Source organism: Sinobacterium norvegicum (assembly GCF_923077115.1).
Classification (GTDB): Bacteria; Pseudomonadota; Gammaproteobacteria; order Pseudomonadales; family Sinobacteriaceae; genus Sinobacterium; species Sinobacterium norvegicum.
In genome coordinates this window covers 469,321-485,895 of sequence record NZ_CAKLPX010000003.1, presented here as the reverse complement: position 1 = coordinate 485,895, position 16,575 = coordinate 469,321, and the positions used below count along the sequence as shown (strand labels likewise).

General features: G+C 50.7%; 13 protein-coding genes. 9 read left to right on the top strand and 4 right to left on the bottom strand.

Annotated features, from left to right (window positions below):
- Positions 1 to 6: 6 nt before the first annotated feature.
- The 6 genes from L9P87_RS14240 (at position 7) to hisC (ending at position 7,261) form a co-directional block, all read left to right on the top strand.
- Positions 7 to 960 carry a DUF58 domain-containing protein gene (locus tag L9P87_RS14240; protein ID WP_237445413.1) on the top strand — a complete coding sequence of 318 codons (954 nt, stop codon included), beginning with the start codon at positions 7 to 9 and terminating at the stop codon, positions 958 to 960.
- Positions 960 to 1,484, top strand: a complete 525-nt coding sequence (locus L9P87_RS14235; protein WP_237445412.1) for a DUF4381 domain-containing protein — start codon at positions 960 to 962, stop codon at positions 1,482 to 1,484. Before L9P87_RS14240 ends, L9P87_RS14235 begins: the two co-directional genes overlap by 1 nt.
- Positions 1,481 to 2,533 (top strand): vWA domain-containing protein, encoded by a 1,053-nt coding sequence (locus L9P87_RS14230; RefSeq protein WP_237445411.1) that lies wholly within the window; start codon positions 1,481 to 1,483, stop codon positions 2,531 to 2,533. The genes L9P87_RS14235 and L9P87_RS14230 overlap by 4 nt, the downstream gene beginning before the upstream one ends.
- Complete coding sequence (locus L9P87_RS14225) at positions 2,526 to 4,430, top strand: VWA domain-containing protein (protein ID WP_237445410.1); 1,905 nt, start codon at positions 2,526 to 2,528, stop codon at positions 4,428 to 4,430. Before L9P87_RS14230 ends, L9P87_RS14225 begins: the two co-directional genes overlap by 8 nt.
- A gap of 6 nt (positions 4,431 to 4,436) precedes the next feature.
- Positions 4,437 to 6,131, top strand: a complete 1,695-nt coding sequence (locus L9P87_RS14220; RefSeq protein WP_237445409.1) for a BatD family protein — start codon at positions 4,437 to 4,439, stop codon at positions 6,129 to 6,131.
- A 71-nt stretch (positions 6,132 to 6,202) separates the two neighbouring features.
- Positions 6,203 to 7,261: a histidinol-phosphate transaminase gene (hisC, locus tag L9P87_RS14215; RefSeq protein WP_237445408.1), complete on the top strand. Its 1,059-nt coding sequence runs from the start codon at positions 6,203 to 6,205 to the stop codon at positions 7,259 to 7,261.
- A gap of 24 nt (positions 7,262 to 7,285) precedes the next feature.
- Here hisC and L9P87_RS14210 read toward each other — a convergent pair whose 3' ends face one another.
- Positions 7,286 to 7,561 (bottom strand): hypothetical protein, encoded by a 276-nt coding sequence (locus L9P87_RS14210; protein WP_237445407.1) that lies wholly within the window; start codon positions 7,559 to 7,561, stop codon positions 7,286 to 7,288.
- A gap of 363 nt (positions 7,562 to 7,924) precedes the next feature.
- Between L9P87_RS14210 and L9P87_RS14205 the strand changes: the two genes are divergently transcribed.
- Positions 7,925 to 10,102 (top strand): TonB-dependent receptor, encoded by a 2,178-nt coding sequence (locus L9P87_RS14205; protein WP_237445406.1) that lies wholly within the window; start codon positions 7,925 to 7,927, stop codon positions 10,100 to 10,102.
- Between the two features lie 116 nt (positions 10,103 to 10,218).
- Here the strand turns inward: L9P87_RS14205 and L9P87_RS14200 are convergent, their stop codons facing one another.
- Complete coding sequence (locus tag L9P87_RS14200; protein ID WP_237445405.1) at positions 10,219 to 10,524, bottom strand: hypothetical protein; 306 nt, start codon at positions 10,522 to 10,524, stop codon at positions 10,219 to 10,221.
- Between the two features lie 245 nt (positions 10,525 to 10,769).
- Here L9P87_RS14200 and L9P87_RS14195 point away from each other — a divergent pair, with 245 nt between their 5' ends.
- Both L9P87_RS14195 and L9P87_RS14190 read left to right on the top strand, forming a co-directional pair.
- The gene (locus L9P87_RS14195) at positions 10,770 to 10,964 is read left to right on the top strand and encodes a hypothetical protein (protein ID WP_237445404.1); all 195 of its coding nucleotides are present in this window, start codon (positions 10,770 to 10,772) and stop codon (positions 10,962 to 10,964) included.
- A gap of 235 nt (positions 10,965 to 11,199) precedes the next feature.
- Positions 11,200 to 12,117: a hypothetical protein gene (locus L9P87_RS14190; RefSeq protein ID WP_237445403.1), complete on the top strand. Its 918-nt coding sequence runs from the start codon at positions 11,200 to 11,202 to the stop codon at positions 12,115 to 12,117.
- A gap of 48 nt (positions 12,118 to 12,165) precedes the next feature.
- On the opposite strand, the gene L9P87_RS14185 is transcribed toward L9P87_RS14190, so the two are convergent.
- Both L9P87_RS14185 and L9P87_RS14180 read right to left on the bottom strand, forming a co-directional pair.
- Positions 12,166 to 15,270 carry an efflux RND transporter permease subunit gene (locus L9P87_RS14185; protein ID WP_237445402.1) on the bottom strand — a complete coding sequence of 1,035 codons (3,105 nt, stop codon included), beginning with the start codon at positions 15,268 to 15,270 and terminating at the stop codon, positions 12,166 to 12,168.
- Positions 15,267 to 16,574 carry an efflux RND transporter periplasmic adaptor subunit gene (locus L9P87_RS14180; protein ID WP_237445401.1) on the bottom strand — a complete coding sequence of 436 codons (1,308 nt, stop codon included), beginning with the start codon at positions 16,572 to 16,574 and terminating at the stop codon, positions 15,267 to 15,269. The genes L9P87_RS14185 and L9P87_RS14180 overlap by 4 nt, the downstream gene beginning before the upstream one ends.
- Position 16,575: the final 1 nt, after the last annotated feature.

The window sequence follows — 16,575 nt, the reverse complement described above, 5'->3', positions numbered from 1 at the left end:
CAAGCGATGAAGCAACCCGTCTACCAACCCCAGGGTGTTAGCCTGCAGTGGCAACAGCTTGCTGAGTTACGTTTTGTCGCGCGACAACTCGAGCTGACCCCCAATCACAGGCACCTAAGCCAGCTCACCGGTGCCTACCGCACCCGCCTGCGCGGCCGTGGCATCGACTTCGCAGAGGTGCGTAGCTACCAGCCCGGAGATGATGTTCGTCATATTGATTGGCGAGTCACCGCCCGCAGTAACCAGCCGCACACCAAAATATTTACCGAAGAGCGGGACCGCAACGTGATTGTCTTTTGCGATCAGCGCAGCAATATGGCCTTCGGCTCCAGCCAATGCTTTAAGTCGGTCATGGCTGCCGCGGTGGCCTCATTAATCAGCTGGTCAGCACTGGCCGGCAACGACAAAATTGGCGGTATGATTGCCGGCAATACTATCCACAGTTACAAACCCAAGCGCGGTCAAAAAGGCCTGCTTCGCGGTCTGCAGTGGATGGCCCAATGTAATCAAGATTTGCTGAGTGATGCGACATCAGCGCCACAGTCTCTTGCCCATTGCTTTGCCGAGCTCAACCAAATCAGCAAACCCGGCAGCAGCATCTATATCATCAGCGATTTCCATGACCTCGACTCAGCGGCCTTCCAACAGCTGCATCGCATCAGTAAACACTGCGAGTTACACGCTATACAAACCCTGGACCCAATGGAAAAACAACTGCCAAACCAGGGGCGTTTTCGTATTACCGATGGCCAAAATCATGCCACGCTGGCCGCCGACAAACATTTACAGCAGCGTTACTCGGCGGATTATGACCACCAGCAAGAACAACTCAAACAACAACTGGCCAGCATCCACACGCCGCTGATTGAAATATTCACCAATCAAGAGCCATTGGCAGTTTTACAGTATTACTTTGCGATCAAATCCCTCGGCGTTAAAGTAAAACGAGGTCGACTATAATGGCACAACAACCGCTGCCCCTGCCCGAATTAGCCAGCCCTGCAGCAATCTCCCCATGGTGGCCGCTGGCACCCGGTTGGTGGCTGCTGATCATCACGGCGGTGGCCATCGTGCTCACCATCGGCGTCTTGCTCGTCCGACGCCATCGGCGTAACCGCTATCGTCGTGCCGCCAAAACAGCGCTGCAGCAGCTGCAATCTCAGCAACAATCACTCTCGTTAGAGCAGCTTTGCCAGCAGGCTAATGCCCTGCTAAAACGCACAGCCATCGCCGGCTACGGTGACAATGTCGCCAGCCTGTCCGGCGACAAGTGGTTACACTTTATCTGCCATCACACCGATTTTGAGCCGGCGAATAAAACCGCCATCGAGCAACTGATGGGGCAACAATATCAGCCAAAAATCACGCTGGAGCCAGCGGCGCTTTTCTCCGCCTGCCAACAATTTATCGACCACCATCGCGTGCCAGCAGATGCTGAAAAAAACAGTATCCAACAGGACGCAGCTCAGGCGGTGGTACGATGATGTCGCTGCAATGGCCTTTCATGCTGGCGCTGTTGCCTCTGCCTCTGCTCATCTACTGGTTATGGCCAGCGGCCAAGCCACAAACCGCTGCTTTGCGTATACCCCATTTTCAGCGCTGGTCGCAGTATGATAGCACTCACTCGCTGTCGGCCTCAGCGACAACATCCTGGCGAAATCATGCTCTACTGAGCCTCATTTGGGCATTAATCGTATTGGCCAGCGCCAGGCCACTATGGCTGGGCGAGCCCGTTGAACTACCCAGTGAAGGGCGCGAGTTGATGATCGCCGTCGACCTTTCCGGTTCGATGGCGCAGACCGACATCCCACTTAATGGCCGAGAAGCCACCCGCCTTGATATCGTCAAGAATGTCTTAACCGATTTTATCGAGCGTCGTCAGGGTGACAAGATAGGGCTGATTCTGTTTGGTAGTCAGGCATACTTGCAGGCGCCTCTGACCTTCGACCGCAGTACCGTAGCCACGTTACTGGATGAGGCACAGCTTGGTTTTGCTGGCAAACAGACCGCCATCGGTGACGCCATTGGCCTATCCATTAAACGGCTGAAAAACCGTCCCGCTGAAAGCAGAGTGGTTATCCTACTCACCGATGGCGAGAACAATGCCGGCGCAGTCGACCCCATACAGGCCGCTAATAAAGCTGCCACCAATGGTCTGACTATCTACACCGTCGGCATCGGAGCAGGTGAAATGGTTCAGCAGGGTGCCTTTGGCGGTTTGTTTGGCAACAGAAGAATCAACCCCTCCGCCGATTTAGATCGCGCCGAAAATAGCCTGAAAAAAATTGCTGAATTAACCGGTGGTCGCTATTTTCGCGCAAAAAGTCGCAACGATTTAACCGCCATCTATCAGCTGTTAGATACCCTGGAACCGATTGAGCAACAAGGCATTAGCTACCGCCCGCAACAGGTCTTGTTCTATTGGCCTTTGGCCGTGGCATTGATACTCACTTTATTGGCCATGATGATCAGTTTGATAAGACAATATTTATCCCGCTCAACACCACGGGTAACGGAGACGTCCGATGGCTGATTTTCATTTTCTACGACCACTATGGCTGCTGTTGATCCCCTTGATTCTCTGGGCCTGCTGGTTTTTCAAACAGCGGCAACAACTGGGAGATTGGCGTACCGTAATCGATCCCTTGCTGCTCAAGGCCATGCTGGAGAAACAAGCCACCTCAAAGCAGCCGCCCTGGGCACTGTTGATTGCCATTGCCGCCGTTGCAGCGACTATCGCCATTGCCGGCCCTAGTTGGCAAAAGCTTCCGCAGCCGGTTGAGCGCAAACAAGACGCCCTGATTATCGCCCTCGACTTAACTCTGTCGATGTACGCTGAAGACGTGAAACCCAATCGATTAACCCAGGCGCAATACGCCGTCAGGGATATTTTAAAACAGCGAAAAGAGGGGTTAACAGCCTTGGTCGCCTACTCGGCTGATGCCCATACCGTATCGCCATTGACCGATGACACAGCCACCATCGCCGCCATGGTACCCGCTCTGTCGCCGGTCATCATGCCGGCCTACGGCAACCAGCCACTGTCGGCGTTGAAACTCAGTGAACAATTGCTTCAGGGGGCAGGCTATACATCGGGGCATATCATACTGCTCACCGATGGTGTCTACTCAGGCGACCTCAAGTCCATAAACAATTGGCTGGCTCAGCGACACCTCACCCTATCAGTGCTGTCGATCGGCACTCAAGGGGCCCCCATCCCATTACCTGATGGTGGTTTTTTACGAGACAACAAGGGGGCGGTAGCGATTGCCAAGGTTGATCAACAACGTTTAAAAGAGCTTGCCTCCCTCGGCGGCGGCAGCTTTCAAAAGCGCGGCTATGACGGACAGGATATCGTTAAGCTGTTGGCCAGCGACAACAAGCCGCAAGAAAATAGCCAACAATCATTGCGCCAGTTTGATCAATACCAAGACAACGGATACTGGCTGATTTTTATCATCATCCCTATTGCGCTGCTCACCTTTCGTCGCGGCTGGTTACTACAACTATTCCTGCCGTTAGTCGGACTATTGTTAATCAGCCAGCCACAACCTGTGATGGCTAACAGTTGGGATAGTCTTTGGCAAACCGCTGATCAACAAGGCCAACAAGCCCTGCAAAACGGCGACGCTGAAAAGGCCGCCACACTGTTTGAAGACCCGCAGTGGAAGGGGGTGGCGCACTATCAAAACGGTGACTACGCGGCGGCAGAAGAGTCTTTCAGCCAGCCCAAGAACAGTAATGATTATTACAACTATGGTAATGCGCTGGCGCAACAACAAAAACTGGATCAGGCCGGTGAAGCCTATAAGCAGGCATTAACACTGAACCCTGACAACCAACTCGCCGCCCAGGCCCAGGCCATTATCGAGCAGGCAAAGCAGGAGCAGCAACAAGGTGAGGGCGAAAAAGGCGAAAACAGTGAGCAGCAGCCATCCGAGCAACAGCAAGATGGCGATCAGCAAAACCAAGGCGCCAGTGACTCACGGGGCGGCGACGACAGCAATAACCCATCGCCAAATTCCCCGTCAGAAAATAGTCAGCAGCCGGGGGAGGACAGTCAGCCCGGTAACAACAGGCAAAGTCTCGACGATGATGACAGTCATCTACAGCAACAGCAACAGTCTGAGCAGAATGAACAACCGAGCCAACAGAGTGCTGCAACAGATCCACAGCCTGGCGAGAATGCCGACGGTGAGCAACAATCTCAGTCTGTAAGCGAAGCAGTCGACGATAAGGCCTCCACCGATGCCCCGTCAGAGCAGGCCAGTGACGCGAACAATCAACAGCTGCCGCCACAGGATGCTGCCACTCAACAATGGTTGCGCCAAATACCCGATGAGCCTAGCGGCCTGTTACGACGAAAATTTGAATATCAATATCAACAAAATCGCAGGCAACAACCTGCCGATGATGAGTTACGCTGGTAAAATTTTATGACAAGCACGAGACAAACGTTAGTCACCGCCATCACCACACTATGCTTACTCTTGGCGGCGAACAGTAGCTGGGCAAAGGCAACAGCAACCATCGACAGAAACCCTGTCATTATCGACGACAGCTTTGTCCTCACCTTACAAAGTGATAATGGCGGTTACTTTAACGATGACCCCGACTTAAGCGCTATCAGCCAAGACTTTACTATCTTGTCTCAGTCTCAGAATCAACAGATCAGCTTTGTTAACGGCAACTCAACCAAGGTAAAAACCTGGCAACTTACGCTCAATGCTAAGACAACCGGTGACTTTACCTTACCCAGTATTACCATCAATGATGAACAGACTGCACCAATAAAGATCACAGTCATTAAACCCTCTGCTCAAGCCAATGGGCAGGGTCAACGTGAAATTTTTATTCAGGCCAGCGCCGACTTAAATACTGTTTACGTACAGTCCCCTTTCACCTATACCGTCCTGGTCGCCACCGCACTGCCCCTGGCCGGCGGCTCTGAATTGACAGCACCAGACTTCGGCAGCGCCTTTTCTGAACAGTTAGAAGACCGACGATACGAAAAAATCATCAACGGTATCAACTACAATATTATCGAACGGCGTTACTTGGTTTACCCGCAAACAGAAGGTGAACTTGAAATATCACCGACGATTCTCCGAGCCAAGGTTGCCGTAGGCCGCCGCTCGGCCTTTGGCTACAACCAATCTAAAAACGTCACACGGCGCAGCGATATGGCCACAGTCAATGTTATTGGCAAGCCTGATAGCTACCCCGCCAGTGATTGGTTGCCGGCTAAAAAATTAGTACTGAGCCAGCAGTGGAGTGAAGACCCACAGCATATTAGCGTTGGCGATTCGATCACTCGCACTATTAAGATTCAGGCCCAAGGCCTGACCGCCGCTCAATTGCCACCGCTGTTTTTACCTGAGCTAACAGGTGCCTCAGTGTATGCCGACAAGCCGGTAATCAACAGTCACAAAACCGCCGATGATATTATCGGAGAACGTATCGAGAGCTATGCCATTATTGCCACACAAGTCGGTATAATCACCCTGCCCGAAGTTACCATTCACTGGTGGAACACCCTGACTAACCAGCTCGAGACAGCGGTACTGGCGGCGACCACAATCACGGTCAGTGGTGATACTGCCGCCGACGCAACCACAGCAAGCCCTAAACCTCTCGAGAGCCCGCAGAAAAAAATCACAACACCCAAGGGCTTGAACAACACCGCTGATGCTAGCAATAGCAGACTATGGCAGGTGATCAGCGCTGCTCTGGCAGTGCTTTGGCTTATCACCGCCAGCTTATGTTTCGCCCTGTATCGCCAGCGGGGACGACACTCTGCCGTCGAGAGCTCTGTCAAACCCGCAGCCGAGGAGACCAAACTACTGATGCGTCAGCTTATTGCCAGCTGCGTGAAACACGATGCGACATCGGTCGAGACGGCGCTATTAACCTGGGCCAAAGCCTATTGGCCAACAGCCAGATTAAACAGCCTCAATCAATTGGCAGATTTTTCACCTGAGTTGCAACCGGCTATCGAGGAGTTACAAGTATCGCTATACAGTACCAGTCAAACACCCTGGCGTGGCGACAAGCTAATCGCTGCTCTTAAGCTCTGCCAGCCAATGTCCGGTAATCGTCGCAGCGATTTAGATCCGCTCTACCCGGCCTAAGTAAAACAGCAGTCTCTCTTAAACTCCATTGTGATTTAGCTTACAATGGAGTTTTTGTGAGAGTGAAAGTAATGAGCCGTTTTTGGAGCCCTATTGTTGAGAAGCTAACGCCGTACGTTGCCGGTGAACAGCCAAAGATGACCAACTTGGTAAAACTCAATACTAATGAGAACCCCTATCCGCCTTCTCCAAAAGCCATTGCCGCCATTCAACAGAGTAGTCAGCAGCATCTTCAGCTCTATCCCGACCCCAATTCAGACCGACTCAGCCAGGCCATCGCCGATTATTATCAGGTCGATAATGACTGTGTTTTTATCGGCAATGGCTCCGATGAAGTATTGGCTCACACCTTTCAGGCGCTGCTCAATCACCAGCAGCCGATCTTATTCCCGGATATCAGCTACAGTTTTTACCCCACCTACTGCAGTCTCTATCAAATAGACTATCAAAAAGTAGCACTGGACACCGATTTCGCCATTGATCCCGACGATTATAAGGTGGCCAACGGCGGCATTATTTTTCCCAACCCCAACGCCCCAACTGGGCGCCTGCTGGCACTGGAAGCGGTACAGAAAATACTCGACAGTAACCCCGATAGCGTGGTCGTGGTCGATGAGGCTTATATTGATTTTGGCGGTGATAGTGCTGTCAGCCTGGTCGCTGATTACGACAATGTGGTGGTCATACAAACACTGTCAAAATCCCGCGCGCTCGCGGGTTTGCGTGTCGGTTTTGCCATTGCTCAGCCGCATCTGATCGATGCCCTCGAGCGAGTGAAAAACTCCTTCAACTCCTACCCCCTCGATAAGCTGGCAGAAGCCGCGGCTACCGCCGCCATCGAAGACCGCGAGTATTTTGAGCAGAGCTGTCAAAAAATTATTACCGACAGAGAAACCCTGACTAAAGAACTAACAACGTTGGGCTTTGACATTATTCCCTCTACCGCTAACTTTGTCTTTGTGTCACACAAGACAATGAAAGCCGAAGAGATCGCCCAAAAGCTGCGCAACGAATCGATAATCGTCCGTTATTTTAATCAGCCCAGAATCGATAATATGCTGCGAATAACCATTGGCACAACAGAGCAATGTCGGTTACTGGTTACACAGCTAAAGAAAATTCTAAAATAAAAAAAGAGGCATAAGCCTCTTTTTTTATGCAATAAAATCACTATTTTTTGCCTTTCTCTTATCCGCGAGTAGCAGTAAACGCTTGGCCCGGTCGACAGGGTTTTTGTTGAAGTTGGCATCCTGCATCACGGCAAACACTGGATCGGTGAAACTGTCTTCCCACTCAGGAACCTCAACACCCTGCTCTCGCTGCAGCTCCCATTGCGCTCTTTTAACATATTGCGCAATAAACTTTGATTGCAGCGGACTGTATTTCGCTAAACCGTCTATCGGAAAAGCTTCAGAAATATCCCAGCTCATTCTATACCTCCGACGAAACTGAACACTTTGTATTCAAAATAATACTAAATCAGTTATCTCGCAGCCGCCATCGTTAACAACGCGCTTCTTGTCATAGATTAAGTTTGTGATACACATTGCCCTTTTGCGCTCGTCAAGAGTGAACTTTTACAGAAAACACTAAGCCAATATAAAATCCAAAAACACGCGAAATTAAGACCACAATAATCATTAAAGTACTTTAATGTTCACTTTTAGGAACATATACGGATATAATGACCCTAATTGTCGTTGTTCGATACGAATACCCCATATATTTCCTATCGGCTCATGGCAATTAGCGATATCAAATCCAGTAGCAATATAGAAAAATAGGGCGTTAAGATGCAGTTTAATAAGAAAATCATTGCTCAATCAGTAGCAATAGCCTCACTCTCCGGACTATCACTTCAGGCTTTCTCGCAAGAAACCAGCCTGATGCTGGAAGAAGTTGTGGTAACGGCGCAAAAACGGGCCGAGTCTATTCAAGACACGCCGATTTCAATCGCCGCCTTCGACGAACAAAGCATTGAAGACAGAGGTATTACCAATGTTACTGACCTGCAAAGCAATGTACCCAACCTGCAATTAACACCGCACCCCAACAGCGCCACCACCACCCGCGCCTTTATGCGTGGCGTCGGTAATAACGATGATCAAATCACCATCGACCCCAGTGTTGCTGTCTATATTGATGGCGTCTATATGGCACGCAGCCAGGGCCTGTCGATGGAAACCGGTGATATTGAGCGCGTAGAAGTACTGCGCGGCCCACAGGGCTCGCTCTATGGCCGTAACGCCACCGGTGGTGCCATCAACTTTATTACTGCAGCACCTGACCTTGAACAGTTTGGCTTTAAACAACAGCTGACAGCCGGCAGCGATAACCTGCTCTATTCAAAGACGGCCATCAACGCGCCGCTGAGCGACAACCTTGCCGCCAAGATCACCTACGTCAACACACAAAAAGACGGCTTTGTTGAGAACCTCGGCACCGGTGCCGATCACTTTGGCGACCAAGATCGCGACGCACTGCGTCTCGACGTGCTGTGGCAGCCTACCGAAGATCTCTCTATTCGCTACGGCTACGATAATTCGAACATCGCTGACTCCCCAGTCTATATCGTCCCTACCGGCACACCGGGAAACAATGTTGACCGTCCGACGCAAGGCAGCCCCTTTGTCAGCGGCTTACAAAACAACGACGTCAGTATCGACGGGAACAACCTCACTGTCGACTGGTATATAAACGACAGTGTGCAGCTAAAATCGATTACCGCGTATCGTGAACTCGATAGTTACACCTATCAGGACTTCATGACAGGCATCAACCCTCTGGCGCCAACTGAACCACTACAAACCACAGCAACAAACACTCAGCAGGATCAGTTCAGCCAGGAGATCCAATTACTCGGTGAAGCCTTTGACAGCCGTTTAGAATATATCGTGGGCGGTTACTTCTTTAAGGAGACAGCCACCGGTCGCGACCAATTGAATATCCCTGTTGCCCAGGCAGGCATTACCGATGTCGAACAGTTACGTAACACCAATATCACCAACACCGCCTACGCTGTTTTTGCCCAGGGTACTTATACCCCGAACATTCTAGAAGAGCGTTTGCACATTACCGCTGGTCTGCGCTGGAGCGAAGATCAACGTGAGGCCGATACCGCGTTTAATACCACGGCAGATAACGGCAATACGGATTTTGGTGGTTGGGCGAGCAAGGGTGATAACACCTTTAATGACTTCAGCCCCAGCTTGATTGCAGCCTACGATTTAACCGACGATGTTAACGTTTACGGTAAGGTTGGCACTGGTTATAAGGCGGGTGGCTTCAGTGTCCGTTCGTCGACACCGGAAGTATTCTCTGAAGGCTTTGCCCCTGAAACTCTGATTTCTTATGAACTTGGCTTGAAGTCTCAGTTATTTGATAACCGTCTACGCCTAAACGCCGCCGCTTTCTGGGCTGACTATGAAGACATCCAGGTAGCCATTCAAACTCAGGGGCGCTATAACGATGTCAGCAATGCCGGTAAGGCAACGATTAGAGGCTTAGAACTGGATGCCACCGCATTAATTACCACAGGCTTGACCGCTGTTGTCAGCTACGGCTATTTAGATGCCCAATACGATGAGGTTATCGACAGTAACGGCAATGATTTAACCGACCAGTTCGTCTTTATCAACAGCCCGAACAATAGTTATAACGCCGCCCTCGACTACGCCTTCCCCACCTACAACTGGGGCAGTCTCAGCGCCAATCTTAGCTATAGCTATCAAGACGAGAAATACACCAAGGCCGAGAATGATGCCTATGTGATTGATGCCTATGGTCTATTGAATGCAAGAATCAGCCTGGCCGACATTCCGGTGCCAAGCGGTGAACTGCGCACGGCAATCTGGGGTAAGAATTTACAAGACACCGAGTACTACGTCGCGCACTTTCAGGCCGGTTTCCCGCCAGGAGCAGTATTTGGCGACCCAAGAAGCTTTGGTGTTGACGTGATTTATGAATACTAAGGCAGCAAATATTTAACCCCTCGATGCTATCTTCTGCCTAGTTGCTAGCATCGCCCGATGTGATATCAGTTTGGCCGACCCCCTCGGGTAGCGGCCCTTGTTTTATCCCCTCAGTGTTAATGCAAACCGACTTGCTGGTTGGCCTCCCACTGAAGCTGCTCCATCCGCATGAAATCGACATACTGATCGTTACAGGCCTTCGCCTTGGCGGCTAAATAAAGCCCCTTCCAATCGTTGATCTCTCCGGTCTCAGATATTGAGCTGGAGGATACGGCGGTGTGTTCATAAAAATAATACACATTACAAACATCCTTGAACGAAAATACCACGCGAACCTCGTCATCCTTACCGACAATTCTATCGTCTTCAACGGTGAGACTGAGGCCTTCTTGATTGAGAAAATCTTGGATTTCGGTATACATAGCTTATCTCCTTGCTGATGCATACTAGATTACGCAATACCGCTGCTGAGTATAATTCGCAATTCTGCCTAAGCCCTTACGGTTTAACCCTATTAGTAGTTTCACATAGCCAAGCGATAATCAGCCCTAATAATGAGCAGAGAGAAATCAAATATTTTTACAAACCCCGTGCTTGTCGCATTTATGTCATAAACCGCTGTTATCCTGAGTTCACTTAAAAACATAAACAATTGAGAGAGATAAACATGTTAAAGAAACCTGAATTTCTGATTGGCTGGCTCAACACCAGCGAAGTAGCCCGAGCACTCAGCACCACCTGCGATAATGTCGAGCGCTGGGCTGCAGAAGGTGTACTGCCAAAACCTGAACGCTTTCATCGCTGGAGCTATTGGAAGCAGCAGGACATCGATCATATTCAAAGCGTCACCTATTGTCGTTAAGCGACAGAATCGTAAGGTTTTTCGACGTCGCAACTGTTTTTTATTTTTCCGACAAAATTAACCCTATCAGCTTCTCATCACACCGCTAGCAACTATAAAAAGTGTAAAGAATTACGTCGTTAATTCCCTTTTTAGTTTTCTGCTTTTATCATTTGTTCATGCTAACGCAAATACTGAGTCTTTTACTGTCAGTGTTGCGATATTAAACAATAAAAATAAAACCAGGTTGCCACTTATGTTGATGAAAACCGTATTCCCACTTTGCCTATTAGCACTTGTTACCGCCTGCGATGGTGGCAGTAGCGCACCAACCATTGATCGCACACCGCCAACAGTAGAACCTAACCCTGCGCCGGCACCAACCAATATTATTCTTAGCGAGGCTGTAGTATTAGGCACTGATGACTTAGCACCTGTGCAGACCAGCGGTGCTTTCCCACTAAAGGGGATGTGGATTTTTACCGAAAAGCGCACCCCCTATGACAACAGCGGCCAACGGCTAACTCGCGAAGTTGTTTACGTCGACGACCAAGCTGCTAAACTCTATCGCTGCGGTGATCAGGAGGGGGTTGATTTTTCCACCTCCGACAACATGCTTAGCAGTGATGATGAGCAGTTTTCTTTTGCTATTAACGACGAGAAAAATAGGCTGTCTGCCAGCTATGCAGGCGATGAGGACAACCCTTTTACCGCCGAGTTTGACGCCATCAAAATTACCAATGATGAGCAAAACTGGAGTGATTTGGTACAGCTGACCGTCAATAGCTTCAGCAGTGATGAGCTGACTCTCAGCGCCACAGATATTATGGCCAGTTGTTACAACTACAGCTATTTAGTGCAAACCGATGAGGACAACAATAAGAGTGAGACTGCAGTCATCGCCCTTGTTAGTGCTGGCGAAGCTTCGACAATGAGCTTTGATTTCTCAACGCAAGTTTACACCACACCCGATGGTGCTGACGATGACGAACAATACGGTTTAACCTTCGAGATTTCAGACTTGGACGGTAAAACTGTTGCCCATTTTCTCAACGATGAGCTGACAGGCAGCCCCTCATTCAGCGCTGAAAATAGTAGCTTTACCGGCTCTATTACTGGCGACAATAATTCTGACACCATCGATTTAACCCTCACTATCAACCTAAATCCTTAGCCGTTGATAACGCTGCCGGCCTGAGCAGGCCGACAGCGCCCCCCTACGCTAGCCCAGCCCCTTCCGTCGCCACAAGAAATACACACAGGGCAACACCAACAACGTCAGTATCAACGACGTCAGCATGCCGCCAACCATCGGCGCGGCGATCCGCTGCATCACCTCACTGCCGGTACCATCACTGATCATCACCGGCACCAAGCCAATAATAACCGTGATCGCCGTCATCACTATCGGCCTCACCCGTCGCGCCGCAGTCGTCAAGACCAATTCACATAACTGGGCAGTGGTTAAATCTGACACCTCACCTGCCTCTTCCAGCGCCTGATTTAAATACACCAACATCAGCACGCCCACCTCTACGCTGACACCGGCAAGGGCGATAAAGCCGACACCGACAGCGACGGACAACTGATAACCGGCCAGCGATAGATAGAGAATACCGCCTACCATGGCAAACGGCAGTGTCAGCATAATCAGCAACACCTCCTGTGGCCGGCGAAAGTTGAGGTATAGCAGCAGCACAATAATCAGCACGGTAATCGGTACAACAATGGTGAGTTTTTGCTTGGCCCGCTCCATGTATTCATACTGCCCCGACCAGTTCAGCGAATACCCTGGCGGCAACACCACCGCGTCGGCAACCAGTTGCATGGCCTCGTGCACATAACTGCCAAGGTCTCGCCCCTGTATATCGATTAGCACCCAGCCGTTTAAGCGAGCGTTTTCACTTTTTATCGCCGCAGGCCCCTCCTCGACACTGATGTTCGTCACATCGCTGAGTGGAATAGTGCCACCACTGGGCGTCACTATCGGCAGCCATTTCAATGCCTCGACAGAGTCGCGATAACGCTGAGGGTAGCGAATGTTAATCGGAAATCGCTCCAGGCCCTCCGTCGTCTCACTGACATTAATGCCACCGACCGCGGTACTGACAACCTGTTGAACACTCGCAATACTCAGGCCATAACGGGCCGCCTTAGTGCGATCGATATCGACGGTGATATAGCGGCCACCAACAACACGCTCTGCATACACCGAGGTTGTGCCGGCAATCGTCGGCAACAGCATCTCTAACTGTTTCGCTATATCCTCAATTTGGCTGAGGTTATCTCCTGCGATTTTAATACCCACAGGGGTTTTTATCCCCGTTGCCAACATGTCGATTCGGGTCTTAATCGGCATAACCCAGGCGTTACTCAGCCCCGGCAAATCGACTAACCGGCTCAACTCCTGCTGTATTTTATCTCGGGTCATACCGGGCCGCCACATGGACTGCGGATGGAACTGAACCACTGTCTCAATCATTGTTAATGGGGCTGGGTCCGTCGCCGTTTCAGCACGACCAATTTTTCCGAATACGGTTTTCACTTCGGGCAGCGTCTTAATCAATTTGTCGGTCTGCTGCAAAACCTCCCTCGCCTTACCGACAGAGATCGCCGTATACGTCGTCGGCATATACATCAAATCCCCTTCATCCAGTTCCGGCATAAACTCTGAGCCCAGTTGACTGAGCGGCATCAAGCCCACCACCGTAAAGGCCATAGCAGCAACTATCGCCTTCTTTGGGTGACACAACAGTATCGAAAGCAACGGACGATACGCCGAGATTAAGGCCTTGTTAATCGGGTTTTCGTTTTCGCTGCGAATTCTACCCCGCACTAAATACCCCATTAATACTGGCACCAAAGTAATCGCCAAACCAGCCGCCGCCGCCATGGCAAAGGTTTTGGTGTAAGCCAATGGGGCAAACATTTTGCCCTCCTGCGCCTCCAAAGCGAACACCGGTAAAAAGCTGACGGTAATAATAACAAGTGAATAAAACAACGGCGGCCCAACCTCAGCCGATGACTGCGCCACCACTCGCCAACGCTGTTCGCTGGTCAGCTGCCGCCCCTCAATACGTTTATGAAGGTTTTCAATCATTACAATAGCGCCATCAACCATCGCACCAATCGCAATGGCAATTCCCCCTAAGGACATAATATTCGCGTTAATGCCCTGCCAATACATGATGATAATCGCCGCCAGTATGCCCACCGGCAGACTAATCACTACGACTATGGCCGAGCGAAAATGGAATAAAAATAACGCACAAACCAGTGCCACAACAATAAATTCTTCAATCAATTTCTGTTGCAAATTAGCCAGTGCCGAGTCGACTAGCTTGGCTCGGTTGTAGACCTCGACCACCTCGACACCCTCGGGCAAACCCTGTTTCAGTGTCTCGAGTCGAGCCGTTACCCGCGCTATTGTCTGCTGGGCATTTTCTCCGGATCGCATTACCACAATGCCGCCGACAGCCTCACCCTCACCATTGAGCTCGGCAATGCCGCGGCGCATTTGCGGCCCCTCGACGATGTTGGCGATATGGTGCAGCAACACTGGCGTGCCAGAGCTAACCGCCCCTAAGGGAATTTGTTTTATGTCTTCAATTGACTGTAAATACCCGGTGGTTCTGACCATGTATTCGGCCTCGGCCATTTCGATCACCGAGGCACCCGATTCCTGATTAGCCTGTTTAATGGCCGTCGAAATCATCGATAACGGTATATTATAGGCGCGCAGTTTATCGGGCTCTACAATCACCTGATATTGCTTCACCATACCGCCGACAGTACTGACCTCAGAAACCCCAGCCACCGCCTGCAACTCAAATTTTAAAAACCAATCCTGAATAGCCCGTAACTGCGCCAAATCATGGCCGCCATTGCGATCGATCAGGGCATACTGATAAATCCAGCCAACACCGGTGGCATCGGGGCCAAGCTCGGCCTTGGCCTGTGCTGGCAGCTTGGCACTGATTTGGCTCAGATACTCCAATACCCGAGATCGCGCCCAATACAGGTCGGTGCCCTCTTCGAAGATCACATAGACATAGGAGTCCCCATAAAACGAAAAGCCTCTGACTGTTTTTGCCTTGGGCACCGACAGCATCGCCGTCGTCAACGGGTAGGTCACCTGATCCTGCACGACTTGCGGCGCCTGTCCCGGGTAACTGGTTTTTACGATGACTTGTACGTCCGACAAATCCGGCAGGGCATCGATGGGGGTATTTTTGATACTGTAAGCGCCGGCCACTATGATGCAGGCCGTTGCCAGCAACACCAAGAAACGGTTGTGGATAGACCAGTAAATTATCGACGTTATCATGGTTGCTGCCCCTTACCGGTTTCAGACATATCCATGTCGGCACCACAGCGCATCGCTCCGCGTGCTGGCTGTTTTTTTATCGCCGTTTCGTCCTCCACAGCCGACTCACGCATACCATCGAGCCGAGCGATTTCCGCCTCAATATTCGATTCAGAATCGATCAAAAACTGTGCCGAAACGACCACCTCATCGCCACTGCTGAGCCCTTCGAGAATTTCAATCATACCGCCAAACTCGATGCCTTTTTTAATGATGACACTGCGATACCGGCCATCACCCAACCTCTTAACCACACGGTCGAAACGCCCCCCCTGTATCACCGCCTCACTGGGCACCTGCAGGCGATGGCCATCTTCATCGGCCTTGATGGTTAAGTTGGCAAACATATTCGGTTTCAACGAAAAATCTGCATTGTCGAAACGAATACGCACCTGTACCGTCCGAGTCTGCTGTTGCAGGACTGGATATATCGCCTCAACCTCGCCCCGCCACTGACGCCCCGCTCCGCTCACCGTCGTCATCAACACCGACTGCCCCTGTGCAAGCCAGGCTGCCTGACGCTCAAACACCTCGGCAATGACCCAGACCGAACTTAAATCGGCAATGGCAATCACCTCACTATCGGGCTTGATATACATGCCCTCGCGCACCGATAAATCGGTGATAAAGCCATCACGATGAGCATAAAAATTGACCAGCTGCAGCGCCTTCTTAGTGCTATTCAATTGCTGCAGGTCTCGCGGGTTCATTCCCAGCGATAGTAAACGTATTCTGGAGGCCTCGACCAAGGGCCTGTTGGCACTGTTTAACGCCACAATATATTCTTCCTGAGCACTGATCAGTGCCGGCGAATAAAACTTAAAAAGCCGCTGTCCTGCCTCGATTTTATCTCCTACAGCAGTCGCCTCCAGCTGCTCTATCCACCCATCAACACGGACATGAATATGACTGAGTTCTTCCTCGTCGAGTTGCACAAAGCCGACCGTCTCTATCGAGCGATTCATCGGCTGATCGACAACCTCGGCCACTCGCAACCCCAGATTTTGCTCAACCGTCGGCGATATGGTGACCAGCGATGGATTTTCAGCCTCCGAATAGACGGGCACTAAATCCATTCCCATAGGCGATTTACCCGGCTGATTACGACGATACTGATCATCCATTGGCGCCACCCAGTACAGCGGCTGGTCTTGTTCTATGGCGCCATCGACCATTGGCATAACAGTCATTGGCCACTGTTTCTCTAACAAAATACCGGCAACAACACTGACGGCGACAATCGATACTAACACTGAGTTTTTCATT